Source organism: Rubritalea squalenifaciens DSM 18772 (assembly GCF_900141815.1).
Classification (GTDB): Bacteria; Verrucomicrobiota; Verrucomicrobiia; order Verrucomicrobiales; family Akkermansiaceae; genus Rubritalea; species Rubritalea squalenifaciens.
Map to the genome: position 1 here is coordinate 120623 of NZ_FQYR01000003.1, position 17505 is coordinate 138127.

The following is a 17505-nucleotide window of genomic DNA, read 5'->3' on the forward strand; positions in this document are numbered from 1 at the left end:
CGCGCGTAGGCGCGTTCGGTTTTGGGATGCTGATAATGGGGCAAAAGGCCTGTTCACTCTCGTGAAGCAAACTCAATTCGGGCTCTATAACTGCTCTAGAATAGGGCCGATGAGACTGTCAGAATGGGCTGGGGTAGCTCTTAAGCTTGGCTCCGAAGCTGTCTAGTTTCGCCTTTCTCTCTTTCCAGTCGGGTTGGATCTTGTCCATGAGCTGATAGAATGACTTGCTGTGGTTTGGGTGCTTCAGGTGGCAGAGTTCATGCACGATGACATAGTCGATCAAATCTGATGCAGCCAATACCAGCAACGGGTTGAGAGTAATGGTGCCACTCGCAGTGCAGCTGCCCCACCTTGTTTTCATCAAGGTGACACGTAGGTGTACCTCAGGTAATTTGAGGTGCTGGTGATTGCTGAGCACTTTCTCAAAGCGCTTGCTTAGATAGTCTTTGGCCCTGGTGCGGTACCACTCGGTGATTCTTATCCGAGCGATTTCGTGTTCCTTGGCATCTGGTACTGGCACCTGCAGGTATCGACCTTGTAGGCTGGCATGGCGGTCTTGGTCGCATGGATAGATCTTTATCCGGTATTGCTTGCCCAAGTAGAATGTCTCGGCTCCATTGAGGCTAAGTTGTGGCTCCGCCAGAGATTGAAGCTTCTTGAAGTAGGCCTGTTGCCTGAGGATCCATCTACGCCTTTTCAGAATCTTCTCGACGATGTCGCCAGTACTGCTGGCTAAGGGCGATATGGCTTCGACGCTCAAATCCGGATAAACTGAAATGGCCAGAGTCTTTCTCTTGGAGCGCACTAAGCTCACCTGCAGCGGGGCAGGTGTGAACTCTTTGATATATAATGTATCCGCTTCAGGCATGGTGGGATTTCATGATCGTGACACATTCATGGCAGACACGGTCCATTTGCTCCGTCGTTAGATCGAGGCCATTATCGTCATTGAGTTGGTAGAGCACGTCGTCCACCACATTGAACATCGCCTTCTGGATGTCCGGGTTGTTGGTGAAATTGACGATGGCCAATGCTATCAGGCGTTCATCGATTTCCGTGACTGCCGACACTAGCTTATCGGTCTCCAGCTCGGCTCCGTTCAGAGTGTCCTGGATCGTATTAAAAATGGGCCCAGCAGAGGCCGTGGAGGGCAGGTCTGGTGGTAACTGGTCTTTTCCTTTATGGAGCACTTGCTTGTAGGCATCCTTGACCTTGGCCAGATATTCTGTGTCCGAGATTCTTTTCTGTCTAAATGCCGCGATGGCTTCCTCGAGGATTTTAGAGAATTTCCGGTAGAAGGTCGGATCCTCTTCCATTCTCTCGGTAATTGTCCTTTTGGTACGGTGTGCAATGGTATCGGCTTTGGCTGCAGGTGTGATTTGCTTGTCCACCTCTTCCTCGAAGGCCTGGGTGTCGAAGATGTCCACTGGCTCGGTAATCTGGATGACTTCGTGAGAGGTGACGTGCTCGTGGAGGAGCTTCTGCACCTTGGATTCGTATTCCGAGAAATCAATCGCCTCTGCATAGCGGATTTTTACAGCAGCTCGTAGTTTGAGATAGAAGGCCAGATCGCCTTTGTAGCGGTCGATGAGTTCGGGCTTGGTGTCGGTCGAGAACTTGAAGCTGGAGAGCGCCACGGCAAGGCAGCGATGATACTGGTTCAGAGCATCGTAGAAGTCCTTTCGGATATCTTCGTCTGCAAGGTGCTGTTCATAGGCTTCCTCGTCCTGCTTGTTCGGAAGTGTCTTGAAAATATCCAGCAGGGCGCTGTGGTGCTGAGGGAGAGCTTTTAGCTCCTCTGATATATCTATCAGTGCTCCCTCGATATCAGCCGCATCGTAATCGGAAAATGAACCGTAAAGGTCCATGGCTTCGTTGAGCTGCTTGAGTACGCCATAGTAGTCCACGATGTACCCAAAGTCCTTGCCGTCTGCGATACGGTTCACTCGGGCAATCGCCTGCAGGAGTGTGTGCTCCTTCAGCGGTCTGGTGATGTAAAGGACGGTATTGTTCGGTGCGTCGAACCCAGTCAGGAGTTTGTCGACTACGATAATGATCTGAGGGTGGGGGGAGTGCTGGAATTTGGCGATGAGCTGTTTGTTGTATTCCCGCTCATTGCCGTAGCGGTCCATCATCTCTTCCCAGAAGGTTTCGATTTCCTTCTGCCCGGCCTTGTAGTTGCTTTCTCCTTCGCCCTCAGATTCCGAGGGGCCGGAAATGAGGACTGCTGAGCTTACCAGCCCTAGCTCCTGTAAAAACTCATGATACTGGAGTGCCGCAAGTTTGCTCGGGGCGGTCAGCTGGGCCTTGTATGGGGTGCCGCTCCAGTTCTTTTTGTAGTGCTGGCTGATATCGAGGGCGATCTCCTTGATCGTGCCTCTCACCTTGTTGAGCTGACCGGTTGAGGAGAATTTTCGTTTCAGGTCCGCCTTTTGCTTTTCCTCAAGCCCTTCGGAAACGACGTTGAACCACTTGTCGATAGCGGTGGTATTCACATCTTGCTCTGCCAAGCGGCTTTCATAGAGCAGGCGCACCACAGCCTTGTCTTCGACAGCTTCATTGATGGTGTAGGAGTCGATCAGCCCTCCGAAGCGCTGGGCTGTATTTTTGTCCTGCTTCATCAGAGGCGTACCCGTGAAGCCGAGATAGCAAGCGTTGGGAAGAATGCGCTGCATCGCGATGTTCGCCTCCCCGTACTGGCTGCGGTGGCCTTCATCCACGAGCACGAAGATGTTGTCGTCCTCGTTCTTGAAATCGGTTTTCTTGATGGCAGCGGCGAACTTGTTGATCAGTGAGGTGATCACTGGTGTGTCAGAGTCGATTAGCTCTAGCAGGTGCTTGCCTGTTTTCGCCTGGACTGGCTCAAGTCCGCAATGCTTGAAGGTTTTCTTGATCTGCTCGTCAAGATCCACTCGATCTGTCACTAGCACTACGCGGGAGTTCAGTAGGCCTGGCATCATAGCCAGATTCTTGGCGGTCATCACCATGGTCAGTGACTTGCCTGATCCCTGGGTATGCCAGATCACACCACCCTGGCGGCGTTGACTGCCGTTATCTCTGTCTTGCACTCTCTGGAGAATCTTTTTGACGGCGAAATACTGCTGATAGCGGGCAATCTTTTTAACACCGGCATCAAAGATGATGTAGCCACGGATGATGTCCAGCAGGCGCTCTGGGGAGCAGAGTGAGATTAGAGTATTGTCCTGGCTGGTGGGGAGTCGGTCTCCTTCGGCTTCGAGCTGGTCAAAGTACTTCCGAGTGTAGGCGTAGTTACTGGCGAAGAGCTGCTGCTTATCCGCAGTCTCCATCGGGCGGTTCACCAGCTGATCAATATCCACCTCGGGCATGCTCTTTTCTCGCCACTTGGCCCAGAAGGAATAAGGGGTCTTGGTCGTGGCGTAGCGAGCCTCGTTCTTGTTGATGGCTAACAGCAGTTGGCTATAGGCAAACAGGGAAGGGATCTCTCCGGGCTTCTGGTTGCGCAGGAACTGCTTGTCGATGGCCTTACGCGCCCAGTCCTTGTCGTCTGGCCTCTTGCATTCAATGACGACCAGCGGGATGCCATTGACGAAGAGTACGATGTCAGGACGCCGTGTCTGCGCACCTTTCAAGCTTGCCGTATTCTCGCAGCTCACACTGAACTCGTCAGTGACATGAAAGACGTTGTTCTGTGGGTTATTCCAGTCGATGAACTGCAGTTGCGGGCTGGTGAGGTTACCGTCCAGATTCTCTTTAAAGCTCTCTCCTAGGTTGAGCAGGTTATAGAGCCATTCACTTTGCTGCACGAGTCCTACGTCCCTAGGATAGTCTCTCAGCAAGCGTATGGCCTTTTGGATGTTATCTTCGGAAAACTGATAGATTTTCCCTTTGTAGTTGATCGTATTGATCTTCCGAAGCTGAGTCTCAAGCACCTCATCCAATAAGACGTTCGATAGCTTGCCTCCGCGTAATCGAAGAGCCTCTGCTGGTGGCAGATAGCGATACCCCATCTTCACCAGCAACTGGAGTGCCGGGATCTGGGAGATGTGGTTCTCGAGGAAGGATGGGGTCATCGAATGTTGCAGGCTATGTTATCGGGAGGCTTGACCGGATCTCTTTTTAATCTCTTCAAAGATCGAGGCTTGAATTTTCGATGCCATGTCACGAATTTCTTCCTGAAGCAGGGGCTCGGAATAGAGTCGTGTGTCCATTACAGAGTTTTGGTGATGTATACTGTATTCGAACTGAGTGAAGTTGAAGATTAATTGATGCTGTAAGTCAAAGGGAGTTGGAGCTTCTCCTTTAAAACCATTCATACGCATGATCACGGTAAAATTATTTTTAGCTCCTTGGCTGATCCAATAGCGCATTGCTTTTTCAAGATCTCCATTTTCTCCAGGAGTGGGCGGGTTAGAGGTGATCATAGTACTAACAAAGATAGGAGAAAATTTCTCCAGCTTGTCAGTCAGGAGATTTAAAAATGGGATCAGACTGGTTTCAGCCAGTGTTTCGATAGCTTCTTTACTGCGGGGGACGACGTCTTTTGCTGTGTCGGTTTGGTTTTTGACGAAGATGGCGATTTCCTTGTCTAGATCGTCTTCGTCTGCGATGCTTGCTCCTTTGGCAGCCTTAATGGATACGTCGAGAGACCAGTCCAGTTCTTTGGCCAGAAACTCGATAAGCCGGGCAGGTTCTCCGGCGTCGGCGAGCTGAAGGGCGGCGAGGTATTCAGGTTTTGTCTCAGTTTTAACGATGACTGGTGGGTATCCTGAGCGAAGTAGTATGTAGTTCATCAGGAGCCTCGCTGTACGTCCATTTCCGTCATCGAAGGGGTGGATGAGGACGAAACGGTGGTGGGCGAGAGCTGCTGCCTCGATTGGGTGAAATTGAGGGTTCTCCAGCTCCTCGCGAATCCATGTGATTAGTTCATGGATTTTTTCCGGTACTTCTGCTGGAGGTGCAAATTCAAAGATACTGCCGTCCTTTTGGATGACGTTGTTCGGTGTGGTCTTATATTCTCCAGGATCAATGCGTTTCTTTGTGGGTTTGCCATCTGCAGTCATCGCGTCCTTATAAAAAGGTTCCTTGAGCAAGGTTGCGTTCAGCTGCCGAATATCGCTTTCAGTGATTGGCCGCTCATCTGTAGCGAGGGTTCTTAGTTGGCCGATGGCGACATCGTGCGCTTTCATTTCCTCGATGTCCCGGAGACTATGTGTGCCTGTCACCTTGTCGTGATTGAAAAGAAGCTCGGTCTCTCCGTAGGTTAGAGTATTGCCTTCAATGTGGTTCGAGTGGTAATTCCATTCGAGCTGAAATTTTTTCCAGAGTCGCTTCTCGTCGGCAGGACTCATCTCAAGGGTCTGAAGTTCGGCGAGTTTGTCAGTAAGGTCGGAGGTTTTCATGTTATAGGTGAAATTTGGTTGAGAGTCTCGGCATGCGTCTGATTTTTTTGTATGTTCACATGCAGTGATTTCTGGGGGAGGCTTATCGTCATGATACGGTTACTCGGGTTTTTCCTGTTAGGAGTTGTTGCATGAGGCCGCGTTTTTGTTGGCGGAGTTGGTCTAGGTATTGGGATTGGAGGGTGATTTCCTGGTCGGCGGCGGTGAGGACCTTGGCGATGGCTTGTTGCTCTTCTACTGTCTTGGGAATTTGTATTTTTTCTTTTAAATAAACTTTGGGATCGAAGATTAGCTTCTCGATATGTACGCCAGTGCTGGCAACTCTGGCTCTATGAATTAGTCTGGGGGTTTGAGCCAATCTCGCAAAGAATGGCATGTGGAGAAGGTTTGGGGCTTGGTTTTCGAATATTGCATATTCCTTGGAAACATGACCTCCAGCATGTTCGGGGGTCACAAGTGCGAGGGCTCCATGAGCCACTTGACGTTTTGATACTAGAAAGTCGCCAGCACAAATTTCATGTAGATCCTTGGTTTTGTATTCAGAACCTAGAAGAGGGGGGCGAAGAAAAACTCCTCCGCATCGGCGTCTTAGACTGACAAGTGTCAGCTCGATAGTTGGGCTCCAGTCAATAGGGCGGAATACTCTTCTAAGAGCTTGATTTATCCTAATAGTTTGCCATTTGCCTTCAAACTCTGGCAGTCTGGTTTTTCCTGTGAGGAGTTGTTGGGCGAGGGCTTGCTTGCGGCGGGTGAGGGCCTTGACGAGCTTGTCTTGGGTCTCGATGGCCCTATCCCAAGTGCCGAGGATCTCAGCAATCTTCCGCTGCTCGGGGATTGGGGGGGTTACGATTGGTAAACTATCTAGAAATTCTACGTTAATGTTCTTTTGCGCTCCTTCAGGTGCTATGTAACGAAAGACTGCTTTTCTGTCGTTGAGATAATAATTAAAGAAATTAGCATCATGATTAGCCCTTGGCGTAATTCCCACTACGCTATCCGTGCACGCGCAGTCATATTGAAGGATAGCGCAATCCCCAATGTTGGCAGCAATAGCCATCATGATCGTTCCTGCAGGAAAGACCTTACTTACTGATACACCCAGATCATTGAGGCTTTGGCTGTGATGAGTTACTTTTCCATTTCCAGAGACGATGTCGCCAGTTTGGATAAATGGAGTCTCTCCTCCGAAAAACTTAGGGTCATTTCTTGGCCTATGAGAAAATTTTCCTCTTTTGATAGAGGTAACGTCTCCAAGTTTTTTAGATTGCCAGCCAGCAGGGAGTGTATTGTGGTGTCTGGTAAGAAGTTTCTCAGTTAGTGTTATTACTTTCATTTAGAACCTCCTTTCTCTCTGTTTTCAAGAGCCTTGATAGAGGCTCGTTCTGCTTCGGCTTCTAGTAGTCGACGGCGTTGTTCGGCGTAGATCTCGTACTGGGCTTCGGCATGGTTCTTGGCCTGGGTGTGGCTGCGCTTGCCGGGGGATTGGAGCACATTGCGCTCGTTGAACTCGAGGAAGCCGTCGAGTTTTTCCAGCCAGTTTTTGAGAAAGACTTGCTTGCGGCGTTTGGCCTGATCCTCAGCGTAGTCCAGCCACATGGTGACGATGCGGTTGAGACCGTTGATTTCCTCTTCGCTGAGGTAGTTTTTGGCGGTCGCCACATCGGATTTGTTGATGCGCCCATCCGGGGCATTCTTCCAAGTGGTGAGGCCCATGTTCGGCTGGCTGGCATCTGCCCTGCCGAGGATGATCTCGGCGGCGGTGAGGCCTGTGGAGGCGAAGTGGAGCTTGTTCTGGATCGTCTTGAAGAAGACATTGGTTTCCTTGGTGGACGGTGTGTAGTCCGCCGCGAGGGCGAAGATCTCCCTGACGCGAAGATAGACGCGCCTCTCGCTGGAGCGGATGTCACGGATGCGCTCTAGAAGCTCGTCAAAGTAGTCCGGGATGCCGGAGCCCTCGACGGGTGGGTTCTTCAGCCTATCGTCGTCCATGGTGAAGCCCTTCACGAGGTATTCCTGCAGGCGGGTATTCGCCCATTTACGGAACTGGGTGCCCCGTGGTGATTTCACCCGGAAACCAACGGCCAGAATCGCCTCGAGGTTGTAGTGTAGAGTATCGTAGGTTTTGCCGTCGGCGGCAGTTGTCCGGAAATTCCGGACAACTGAATCCGGGGCAAGCTCACCCTCCGTAAAGAGGTTGGTCAGGTGCTCGCTGATGGTTTTTTTGGATCGATCAAAGAGTTCTCCCATCAGGGCCTGTGATAGCCAGATGGTCTCGTCTTCAAATCGGCACTCTACGCGGCTTCGTCCATCCTCTGTGGTGTAGAGGATGAATTCGCCGACTGATTTTCCAGAATCAGGGAGGTTGTTGTCAGGTTGTTCAGTCATCAAATCTAATTGGGTGGATGATCGTTTCCGGGGGAGGCGGGTATGATCTGGGGATTAGGCTAAGTTGAGTTCTTTGAGGTGCTGGGCCATTTCTTCCCGGACATTGGAGAGCTTGGTTTCCAGTGCGTCGATTTCCTTCTGCACCTCAGCGATGTTGATGTCTTCCTCTTCTTCGAAGGTGTCGACGTAGCGGGGGATATTGAGGTTGAAGTCGTTTTCCCTCAGTTCGTCCACCGTGGCGCGGTAGGCGTACTTCTCGACGGTCTTGAAGTCCTTGAAAGTTGAGACGATGCGGTCGAGGTGCCCTGGATCGAGACGGTTCTGATTGGTGCCCTTGGTGAACTCCTTGGAGGCATCAATGAAGAGCGTGTCGGTGTGCTCCTTGCCCTTGTTGAAGATGAGGATGGCTGCAGGAATCCCGGTGCCGTAGAAGAGGTTCGCTGGTAGGCCGATCACAGCTTCCAGCATGTTTTCCTCGATCAGCCGCTGCCTGATCTTTCCTTCACCGGCACCACGGAAGAGAACGCCGTGGGGTACGATGACTCCTACCTTACCCGTGCCTTCGACTGTGGTCTCGATCATGTGGGAGATGAAGGCGTAGTCGGCTTTGGACTTGGGTGGAACGCCCCTGTGGAAGCGCTGGAAGGAATCGGTAGCCGCATCTTCCGCTCCCCATTTATCCAGAGAGAAGGGTGGGTTTGCCACGACGATATCGAACTTACGTAAGCGTTCTTCGTGGAGGAGTTTCGGGTTGTTGATCGTGTCGCCCCATTCGATCTGGGCGCCATCCATGCCGTGAAGGAAGCAGTTCATGCGACCGAGCGCCCATGTGGAGCCGTTGCTCTCCTGGCCGAAGAGGGCGAAGTTGCGGTCGCCCACTTGCTCGCCTGCCTTGATGAGGAGGGAGCAGGATCCGCATGCTGGATCGCAGATGGTTGCACCTGGCTGTGGATCTACCAGACGGGCGAGGAGGATGGATACTTCCTCCGGGGTGTAGAACTCTCCACCTTTCTTGCCTGAGTCTCCGGCAAAGCGCTTGATCAGGTATTGGTAGGTGTTGCCGATGATGTCTTCCGATTTCACTCTGCTAGGGGAGAGGTCCAGCTCAGGCTTAGCGAAGTCTTCTAGCAGGTTCTTCAGGCGGCGGTTGCGGTCCTTGGTCTGGCCGAGGGCGGATTCGGAGTTGAAGTCGATATTGCGGAAGACGCCGTTGAGCTTGCCCTTGTTCTCTTCCTCGATGTGGTCGAGCACGATGTTGATGAGTTCGCCGATGTTAGAAGCATTGCGGCGATCATAGAGGGCGTAGAAATCTGCAGTGAAGGAATCGAGGATCTTGCCTTCTTCATCCTTCAGCTCCACGTGGGGCAGGATGAAACGCTCCCTGGAGAGGCGTCGGTTGACGCGGGTTTCGTCTCCGTTGAATTCCTTCATGAAGGCTTCGCGGTGCTCCTTCCAGACATCGGACATGTACTTGAGGAAGAGTGTAACGAGAATGTAGTTCTTGTACTCGGAAGGGTCGACGACTCCACGGAAAGTGTCGCAGGCGGCCCACGCCGCGCGGTTGATGTCTTCTTGTCTAATGCTCATGGCGATGAATCTTTTTGGGTGGTGATTAAAGTTTGTTGAAGCACTGCTGCACCTGGAGTTCGTGGAGCTGGTGAATGCGGTTTTGAAGGTCTTTCTCGGTTTCGAGTAGCTGGTGGAGTCTGATCAGCCTGGCTTGTGTCTCCAGTGAAGGGAGGGAAATGGGGAGCTCCCCCAGTGATTTCTTGGTGATCAAGGGGACAGCGCTGCCTCGGCGCTTTTCATGGAAGTAGCGTTGAGATGGTTCCGAGAGTAGGTAAATGGCGAGATACTCAGGAAGTAGTTTCTCCCGGTCATTCGGAGTCAGGATGCAAAGGTGGGAGGGGGCGACGAAGGTCTCCGGGTGCTCCGGCATGACGGAGGCTTTGAGGTGGGTGCCCCTGACTGAGAACAGGACATCGTTCGGTTGCGCTACGTAGCGGTCGATCTTGGTGGTGAAACGTTGCGGGAATCTTGTGGAAGGAGTGAGATGGATAAAATCCATGTCGGCCACACTCAGAAGGTGGGTATGCCCGTCTTCGGACGGCTCGCAGCTGTCCTTGCGCAGAGTGATCCCGCTTTGGATCGTGCAGACTTGTTGCAGTGTTTGACTCACGAATACGAATCATGCATAAAATTTAGCTCAGTACAAGCCAAAGTTGCATGAAATGCATTCGTGATTAATTTATTACACATTCCGGCCTCTTTCAGCAGCTCGCTGGGACTGGTGCCCAGAGCCTCTGCAAAGAGCTTGAGGGTGTAGAAGATGATGTCTCGCGCAGTGTTGGCTGAGGATTTAAATCGTGTTCTTTTCTGTACCTGCATTCGGATCGTATCTATGCGTTTCAGGTGGTATTGACCCGGAAGTAGGAATGGGTTATACTATCTCTCCTTCTAGAGGATTCTAGATGAGTGTTTTACTGGCTTATGAAGTGCATCATGGTCATGGCTATGCCGCTGTTGTTGGTTGCTTGTTCAAGTACAAGTGAGCCGGTGGATGTGGCTACCCTGCCAGTACATGAGGTGACGGTGAAGGTGGATGGTGTGGAGCGGGGAAGTCCGGACTCACGATTCACGCTGGATCATCAGGATGCCAGGGTGGTGCGTCTGGTCTTGGCGGGTACACAGCACCAGAATGGAGATGTGGCCACTGTGGAGAGGACGGATAAGCCGAATGCCGCCGGTCTCTCGGTGGTGGATTTTGGCAGGGACAAGTTCTACGTTTACCAGAATCTCCATGTCCATGGACTTGATGTGGGGAATGAAGACAAAGAGGTGCTGTACGGAGTGTTCTCCAAATACACCGCGCATTTCGTTCAGCCCAGGTAATGGTCTGAAAAAGGGTTTTTAGAGATCGTGGATGACTTTTGGCGGGACTGCTGCGCGCAGGGCATTGAGAATCGCAAGGACATCGATGACTTCCTGGATGATGGCGCCCTGTACCGGGCTGAGGCAGCCGGCTGCCGCAAAGGCCATGCCGATGAGGCTGAGAGCCATGCCGCCGACGGCGCTCTGGAGCGCGATGGTACGCATCCGTCGGCTGATGTGCATGAACTCATCCACACGGGTAAGCGAGTTGTCCATGATGACGACGCTGGCGGCTTCGGTAGTGACTTCACTGTTTTGACCTATGGCGATACCTACCGTGGCGGCCATCATGGCTGGAGCATCATTGATGCCGTCGCCAACATAGAGTGTTTTGGCTTCGGAGGTGAGCCGGGTCACGATATCGAGTTTCTCCTCCGGGCTTTGCTGGGCGTGTACTTCAGTGATGCCAACCTGCTTGGCGAGGTAGCTGACCTCGGAATTCCGGTCGCCCGAGACGATCATGAGGCGCTTGAACTGGTGCTTGGAGCCCAGGTGGCTGATAAAGGGTTCCGAGTCAGCCCGTGGTGCATCATGGAACCTGAGGGTGGCGGCGTATTGGTTATCGATGGCGACGATGCACTCCAGTCCGCTGCTGATAGGCGGGATGTTTTCTAGGCCGGAGAATTGGGCCTGCTGGGCTATCTTGTTTCTGCTAGAGATGAGTATCTGATGGCCGTCGATGGTGCCGCGCAGGCCTTTGCCGGGTTGCTCGCTAAGTTCTTTGACCTCAGGGATGGCCAGTGAGTGCTCATTGGCAGCTTGCAAAACGGCGTGAGCTAACGGGTGCTTGGAATAGGTTTCCAAGCCAGCGACCAATGCTAGGATCCTGTCATGGTCAAAGGAAGGTGAGGGGAGTAGCTCAGTTAGGGTAGGTTCCCCATAGGTGAGTGTGCCAGTTTTATCGAAGATAGCAGTCTGGCAGGAGCTTATTTGCTCCAGTGCCGTGGTTTTCTTTACGATGATGGATCTGCGAGCGCAGAGGGAAATGGATCCAATGACGGCGATCGGTATCCCTATCAGCAGTGGGCAGGGCGTGGCGATGACGAGGACTGAGAGAAAGCGCAGGGATTCTCCGCTGATGAACCAGGCCAGAAGTGCAATGGTGAGGGCGACCGGGGTATAGAGGGCGCCCAGCTTGTCGCCCAGTCTTCTGATGTGTGGGCGTTTTTCCTCAGAGGCACGTATTACCTCCATGATTTTTGCGTAGCGTGAATCGGCTGGGATTTTGGTGGCTTTGATGGTGAGGGCGGATTCTCCATTTACCGCACCTGAAATCACGTCTGAACCGATAGTTTTGGTGATGAGGAAGGGTTCTCCTGTTAGGTAGGACTCATCCATGACTCCGTGGCCTTCGGTGACAGTGCCGTCTGCCGGGCATATTTCGTGGGGATAGATGACCAGCAGGTCGCCGATCTGGATGTCTTCTAGATTTGCCTCGTGAATCTTATTTCCCACCTTCCGGTGAGCCTTGGACGGCATGCGCTTGGCGAGAGCCTCAAGCACAGAAGAGGCGCTGCGCAGAGCATAGCTCTCCAGGGCTTCTCCACCGGAGAGCATGAGGACAATGATGGAGCCCGCCAGATACTCGCCGAGAAAGATCGAAGTGATGATGGATATCCCACCTAGCAGGTCTGAGCCGAATTCCCCTTTGAGAGCTTTCACCAGTAACTCGAGAATCAAGGGAATGCCGCCGATCACGATCACTGCATAGAGCGGGGCGAGTACGCTGGACTCTGGTAGGGTGGTGGCAAATTTAAAGATCAGGTGAAGGGCGATACCTGCTATGGCCAAGGCAACAATGATGGTGGACTTCCTTTGCCAGAGTTTCTGCGGCAGGGAAATCTCAGGAGCCTTGTCTTGGGGCGGGGCTGGAATAGCGGGGTGGGGTTTGTATCAAGAGAGTGGGAACTTACTTGGGTTGTAGATCGGTTACTTTCTCGATGATGATATGCGCCAGGTGGTGCTTGTCAGCTTTCGGGATGGATTCTGTTGTCTGAGGGTACACGAGAAGTAGTTCGTTCTCGTTGGAGTCAAAACCGATGTCCTTGCGAGACACGTCATTCGCGATCACGAGGTCACATTGCTTGCGCATGAGTTTCGCGCGGGCATTGGATTCTACGTTTTCAGTCTCTGCGGCAAAACCGACGAGAACGCCCTGATAAGAAAATTTCGAACGAGCTGAGCCCAGGATGTCCGGATTCTTGATGAGCTTCAGCGTGAGAGTGTCCTCTGTTTTTTTGATTTTCTGCTCGGCGATGGATGCAGGGCGATAGTCGGAGACTGCCGCCGCGAAAATGGCGGCGTCCATTTTGCCGATGTAGTTTTGCACTGCCTGGTACATTTCCTCGGCGGTTTCTACCGGGATGTAGTCTATCCCATCTGGGACCTCTTCGTTAGAAGGACCTGAGATGAGTGTGACGTGATGGTTTGCCACCGCAGCGGCATCCGCAATGGCGTAACCCATTTTGCCTGAAGATCGGTTAGTCAGGTAGCGAACTGGATCCAATGGTTCGCGGGTAGGGCCGGCGGTGATCAAGATTTTCATGAAAAGCGGAGAGAAAGTACTGCTGATGTTAGAGGATGGCCCTGATTGCATCAAGGATGGAATCAACGGGCATCAGGCGGCCCTTGCCCTCGTATCCGCAGGCCAGCATGCCCTCGGAGTCCGGGCCATGGAAGGTACAGCCATCACCTTTGAGGATCTCTACGTTCCTCTGTGTGGCGGGGTGATCCCACATCTTGCCGTTCATGGCGGGTGCGATGAGTACCTTGGCTTTTGTGGCCAAATATATGCTAGAGAGTGGATCTGGTGCTAGACCGTTGGCAAAGTTACCAAGGGTGTTCGCGCTGGCAGGAGCGATGACCAGCAGATCTGCCCGGTCTGCTAGATCGATGTGACCCGGTTTCCAAGATTGCTTTTCATCCTCCAGGGTGACGAGCACGGGATTACGTGAGAGTACCTGCAAGGTCAGGGGGGTAATGAACTCGGTGGCCGCCTGGGTCATCACGCAGTGAACTTCGTGTCCCTCCTTGACCAGTTGGGATGTCAAATCAGCCGCTTTGTAAGCGGCAATAGAGCCTGAGATGCCTATGACGATGGTTGCCATGGCTGGATCTTAACCTCAGTGTTGAGCAGCTTAGAAGCTCATTTTTTTATCCGTGAGGTGTTTTTTTGAACATGGGTTGTTTTTGGTGTTGTGACTGCTAATATTGTGCTATTAATAGGATCTAGTCGGCACAAAAATAAAACATAAGCAAATCCCCTATAGCATAAGTGTAGCGCAATTTTAAACGGTTGTTTGTTACTCAACTACGATAAATAACAAATCTCTACACTCAATGTCCCCCTTGAAAAAGCTGCTGGAGAAAGGCTCTGGCAGCTTTTTATTTTGCAGAATAATGGGCGCAGGACGAATGCTAGTTTGACGTTGGGGCTGTTAGTTTTTAGATTGGGTGCATGAATTGGGAAGATGCGTCAGAAAAGATACTCGTGACTATGCTAGGTCAGTTAGGCTTTTCGATTGAGGTTGAGAGAGAGAATACGGAAGACGGCCTATGTCTTCAGATCAAATCTGAGCACAATAAAACGATCATTGGGCGCAATGGAGACCGCCTGGAAGATCTCCAGTATCTAGTCAACCGGGTGCTGAACAAGCACTTCCCTGATGCCCCACGAGTCAAAGTGGATTGTGCTCACTACCGTGATGAGCAGGAGAAGAAGCTCGTGGAGAAAGCTCGTGTGCTTGCTGATAGAGTGAGGGCTGACGGCAGATCGATCAGAACTCGCCCTCTTAATGCATACTATCGCCGAATCGTTCACAATGCTCTGATGGATGTAGAGGGCGTAAGTACAGTTTCTCCTAAAGGTGATTCCCGTTTCAAGAGAATCGAGATCAAACCTGCCTAGGTGCCATGGAAACTCATCGTCTGGTATTTACTGAAGACCTGAATCCCTATGGCTTCCTATTTGGTGGACGGCTGTTAAGCTGGGCTGATGAGGCCAGCTATATCGCTGCCAATCAGGATTATCCCAAGTGCCGGTTCGTGACCATCGGCATGGACAAGGTGGAGTTCCGGCATTCTGTGAAGAATGGGGCGATACTCACGATTGTCAGTGAACAGGTGAGAAAGGGGACTACCTCGATCACCTACAGTGTGACTATCTACTCCAGCCACGAGTCGCCTGATATGCCCATATTCACGACGAATGTGACCTTCGTGAACGTGGATGAGTCCGGGAATAAGAGACCGCTTTAAAGCTCGCTTCCTATTACAGGATAAGAAAATCGGCTGAAATTTCTGTATGACAGGATAGTTGCCGATCTGAGTTGACCAAGGCGATTTCTGTGGAAATGATCGTGCTCATGATCAAGCTGGCAAAGTGCGGTTTATTGGTATTGGGTGCTCTTCTGGGCAGCCCGTTATTGGCTGAGACAGGGACCTTTTCCTCGGAGGCGAGACTGGATGCGATTGAGAAGGTGACTGAAGCGGTCGCACGCTGGCAGCTAGCGAACCAGCCCAAGCCGACACGTCTGCATGACTACTTGCCGACCGACTGGACCATGGGGGTGATGTATACAGGTTATGTGGCGCATGCACACACCATGGGAAGTGAAGAATGGTATGAATACCTGCGTGATGTCGCCAAGAAGTGCCAGTACAAGTTGGGAGAGCGAGAAGCGTTTGGGGATGACCATGTGGTAGGGCAGCTGTATCTCTCCCTTTATTTGCGCGATGAGATGCCCAAGTACTTGCAGCCCAGCTATGAGGTACTGGAGCATTTCGTGGAGAGACCTCATGATGAGTCTCTTGACTGGACCAGCAAGGTGCACCTACGTGAGTGGGCCTGGTGTGACTCCCTTTACATGTCACCACCTACCTTGGCGATGATGTACGCCGCGACTGGTGAGAAGCGCTTTCTTGATACCATGGATGAGCTGTGGTGGAAGACCACGGATTATCTCTACAACAAGGATGAGAAGCTGTACGCAAGAGATCAGCGCTACCTGACGAGGAAGGAAAAGAATGGTGAGCTTGTCTTCTGGGCGAGAGGAAACGGCTGGGTATTCGGGGGACTGTGCAACTTACTCAAGTACATGCCTGCGGATTATCCTAGCCGGGCGAAGTACGAGCAGTTGTTTCAGGATATGGCTGGCCGTCTCAAAGAGATTCAGCAGGAAGACGGTACCTGGCATGCGGCACTGCTGGATCCAGAGACCTACTCAGCTCCAGAGAGCAGTGGAACGGGTTTCTATGTGTATGGGATGCTCTGGGGGATCAATAATGGTCTGTTAGAACGCGAGGTCTATTTGCCTGTGGCGATGAAAGGCTGGAATAGGCTGGTCCATAACGTCCATGAGAATGGCAAGCTGGGCTTCGTGCAGGCGATTGGCAAGGATCCGCAGCAAGTCTCGGCTGATGAGACGGATGTCTATGGCACTGCCAGTTTCCTTCTTGCAGGGCATGAGCTGCATAAGATGGTCACGATGGAGGGCGCCAAGAAGTCTGAACTGAGTGTGGTAAATCCGGGTAAGCTGAATAGGCTGAATGAAGTTATTGAGCTAGACTGGAATCATGTGGCGAAATCCCTGCCTGGCCTGACGATCGAGAATGCCGCCGTGCGTGACGGGGTGACCGGGATGTTTCTGCCAACGCATGCATGGGATGAGGACAAGGATGGTAAGATAGATCATCTGCTGGTGCAGGTGAGCCTGCGCCCGAAAGAGAAGAGAAAGCTCGAAGTAATGGCTCTTGCTGAGGGCAAGAAGGTAGCCCAGTTCCCATCACGTTTGCAGGCCCGCTTCGTGCCAGAGCGGAAGGATGACTTCGCCTGGGAGAATGACCGCATGGCTTTCAGGGCTTACGGTCCGGCCTTGGCTGCTGAAAATGCCACAGGAGGTCTCGATGTCTGGACCAAGAAAGTGCGCTATCCTGTGGTAGACAAGTGGTATGCCAAGGGGCCCGAGTTTTACCATGAGGATCATGGGGAGGGCATGGATGCCTATAAAGTGGGTCAATCGCTTGGGCTGGGTGGCACTGGCTATCTGGACAAAGAGGGGAAACTCTCATTCAGCCCGGAATACGCCAAGTGGGAGGTGATGGATCTCGGACCGCTGCGTTTGAGATTCAAGCTAAGCTACCGGCCGATTGAAGTCGGGGCTGCTCAAGTAGCGGAGGAGAGAGTCATTAGCATGGATGCTGGCAGTTACTTTTTTGATGTGCATTCCAGCTTCCAGACGACAGGGGATGCAGAGGGTGTGCGCCCGGTGACTGGTATCCATTTCCACAGCAAGGAGAATAATGAGCATGAGCCGCTGTTTGAGTATGAGCAGCAAGTATTTCAGACCAGCCATGCTGTCGGAGGCTGGGAGATGCTGGGCAAGCCAGAGGATCAATCTGGACACATAGGCCTGGCTCTGGTGTTCCCGGAAGGTGGGCTGTTCCGTAGGGAATTTGATTTTAAAGAGGATTTAGAGGATTTCGTTGCCAAGGGGGAACCCCAAAGGGGGACCAAGGAGGTATTCAAGCGTGATGGGCACACACTCTTTGCGGTAGCTGAAGACCTGTCTAAGCCAGTCTCTTGGCAGGCGGGAGCTGCTTGGGATCAATGCGATATACCTCATTATCGCGACTTTCAGGATGAAATTTTACGACAAGCTCATGAGACGATTTTCAAGCCAATCAAGGTCCTCTACTAGTGGACGATGAAGCCAAGCTTTTCTAGGTAAGTAAGTAAAGCCCGTGAGGATTCGTCCTTGCGGGCTTTTGCCATAGCGTGTCATACTAGTTGTGGCAAAAATTTTTGCAT

Annotated in this window: 14 protein-coding genes; 4 read left to right on the top strand and 10 right to left on the bottom strand. The window is 52.1% G+C overall.

Features of this window, described 5'->3' with window-relative positions; genetic code table 11:
- Positions 1-118: 118 nt before the first annotated feature.
- The 7 genes from BUB27_RS05940 to BUB27_RS05970 all read right to left on the bottom strand — a co-directional run bounded on the left by BUB27_RS05940 (position 119) and on the right by BUB27_RS05970 (position 9945).
- Entirely contained in the window at positions 119-868 is a 750-nt protein-coding gene (locus BUB27_RS05940; RefSeq protein ID WP_143158656.1) for a M48 family metallopeptidase, read from the bottom strand.
- Complete coding sequence (locus BUB27_RS05945) at positions 861-4052, bottom strand: type I restriction endonuclease subunit R (RefSeq protein ID WP_143158657.1); 3192 nt, start codon at positions 4050-4052, stop codon at positions 861-863. The genes BUB27_RS05940 and BUB27_RS05945 overlap by 8 nt, the downstream gene beginning before the upstream one ends.
- An 18-nt stretch (positions 4053-4070) precedes the next feature.
- Entirely contained in the window at positions 4071-5381 is a 1311-nt protein-coding gene (locus tag BUB27_RS05950) for a Fic family protein (RefSeq protein ID WP_143158658.1), read from the bottom strand.
- A gap of 88 nt (positions 5382-5469) precedes the next feature.
- Positions 5470-6714, bottom strand: coding sequence for a restriction endonuclease subunit S (locus BUB27_RS05955; protein WP_143158659.1), 1245 nt, complete (start codon positions 6712-6714; stop codon positions 5470-5472).
- Positions 6711-7766 (bottom strand): virulence RhuM family protein, encoded by a 1056-nt coding sequence (locus BUB27_RS05960; protein ID WP_143158660.1) that lies wholly within the window; start codon positions 7764-7766, stop codon positions 6711-6713. Before BUB27_RS05960 ends, BUB27_RS05955 begins: the two co-directional genes overlap by 4 nt.
- A 54-nt stretch (positions 7767-7820) precedes the next feature.
- Complete coding sequence (locus tag BUB27_RS05965; RefSeq protein ID WP_143158661.1) at positions 7821-9353, bottom strand: type I restriction-modification system subunit M; 1533 nt, start codon at positions 9351-9353, stop codon at positions 7821-7823.
- Positions 9354-9378: 25 nt separating this feature from the next.
- Positions 9379-9945 (bottom strand): restriction endonuclease subunit S, encoded by a 567-nt coding sequence (locus tag BUB27_RS05970; RefSeq protein ID WP_143158662.1) that lies wholly within the window; start codon positions 9943-9945, stop codon positions 9379-9381.
- A gap of 311 nt (positions 9946-10256) precedes the next feature.
- On the opposite strand from BUB27_RS05970, the gene BUB27_RS05975 reads away from it, so the two are divergent.
- Complete coding sequence (locus tag BUB27_RS05975; RefSeq protein ID WP_143158663.1) at positions 10257-10658, top strand: hypothetical protein; 402 nt, start codon at positions 10257-10259, stop codon at positions 10656-10658.
- Between the two features lie 18 nt (positions 10659-10676).
- On the opposite strand, the gene BUB27_RS05980 is transcribed toward BUB27_RS05975, so the two are convergent.
- From BUB27_RS05980 to BUB27_RS05990, 3 genes are all read right to left on the bottom strand, one after another.
- On the bottom strand, positions 10677-12497 hold the full coding sequence (locus BUB27_RS05980) for a heavy metal translocating P-type ATPase (RefSeq protein WP_425500471.1): 1821 nt from the start codon (positions 12495-12497) through the stop codon (positions 10677-10679).
- A 109-nt stretch (positions 12498-12606) separates the two neighbouring features.
- The gene (locus BUB27_RS05985; RefSeq protein WP_143158665.1) at positions 12607-13242 is read right to left on the bottom strand and encodes a phosphopantothenoylcysteine decarboxylase domain-containing protein; all 636 of its coding nucleotides are present in this window, start codon (positions 13240-13242) and stop codon (positions 12607-12609) included.
- A gap of 28 nt (positions 13243-13270) precedes the next feature.
- Complete coding sequence (locus tag BUB27_RS05990; protein WP_143158666.1) at positions 13271-13804, bottom strand: flavoprotein; 534 nt, start codon at positions 13802-13804, stop codon at positions 13271-13273.
- A gap of 350 nt (positions 13805-14154) precedes the next feature.
- On the opposite strand from BUB27_RS05990, the gene BUB27_RS05995 reads away from it, so the two are divergent.
- From BUB27_RS05995 to BUB27_RS06005, 3 genes are all read left to right on the top strand, one after another.
- Entirely contained in the window at positions 14155-14604 is a 450-nt protein-coding gene (locus BUB27_RS05995) for a Jag family protein (RefSeq protein ID WP_143158667.1), read from the top strand.
- 5 nt (positions 14605-14609) lie between these two features.
- The gene (locus BUB27_RS06000; protein WP_143158668.1) at positions 14610-14954 is read left to right on the top strand and encodes an acyl-CoA thioesterase; all 345 of its coding nucleotides are present in this window, start codon (positions 14610-14612) and stop codon (positions 14952-14954) included.
- A gap of 71 nt (positions 14955-15025) precedes the next feature.
- Positions 15026-17395: a glycoside hydrolase family 88 protein gene (locus BUB27_RS06005; RefSeq protein WP_143158669.1), complete on the top strand. Its 2370-nt coding sequence runs from the start codon at positions 15026-15028 to the stop codon at positions 17393-17395.
- The last annotated feature ends 110 nt before the right edge of the window (positions 17396-17505 follow it).

Excerpts from the sequence above, each read along its gene's own strand:
- BUB27_RS05950 (WP_143158658.1), bottom strand. The coding sequence starts at position 5,381 with ATGAAAACCTCCGACCTTACTGACAAACTCGCCGAACTTCAGACCCTT.
- BUB27_RS05960 (WP_143158660.1), bottom strand. The coding sequence starts at position 7,766 with ATGACTGAACAACCTGACAACAACCTCCCTGATTCTGGAAAATCAGTC.
- BUB27_RS05965 (WP_143158661.1), bottom strand. The coding sequence starts at position 9,353 with ATGAGCATTAGACAAGAAGACATCAACCGCGCGGCGTGGGCCGCCTGC.
- BUB27_RS05985 (WP_143158665.1), bottom strand. The coding sequence starts at position 13,242 with ATGAAAATCTTGATCACCGCCGGCCCTACCCGCGAACCATTGGATCCA.
- BUB27_RS05990 (WP_143158666.1), bottom strand. The coding sequence starts at position 13,804 with ATGGCAACCATCGTCATAGGCATCTCAGGCTCTATTGCCGCTTACAAA.
- BUB27_RS05995 (WP_143158667.1), top strand. The coding sequence starts at position 14,155 with ATGAATTGGGAAGATGCGTCAGAAAAGATACTCGTGACTATGCTAGGT.
- BUB27_RS05955 (WP_143158659.1), bottom strand. The coding sequence starts at position 6,714 with ATGAAAGTAATAACACTAACTGAGAAACTTCTTACCAGACACCACAAT.
- BUB27_RS05975 (WP_143158663.1), top strand. The coding sequence starts at position 10,257 with ATGAAGTGCATCATGGTCATGGCTATGCCGCTGTTGTTGGTTGCTTGT.
- BUB27_RS05945 (WP_143158657.1), bottom strand. The coding sequence starts at position 4,052 with ATGACCCCATCCTTCCTCGAGAACCACATCTCCCAGATCCCGGCACTC.
- BUB27_RS05940 (WP_143158656.1), bottom strand. The coding sequence starts at position 868 with ATGCCTGAAGCGGATACATTATATATCAAAGAGTTCACACCTGCCCCG.
- BUB27_RS06000 (WP_143158668.1), top strand. The coding sequence starts at position 14,610 with ATGGAAACTCATCGTCTGGTATTTACTGAAGACCTGAATCCCTATGGC.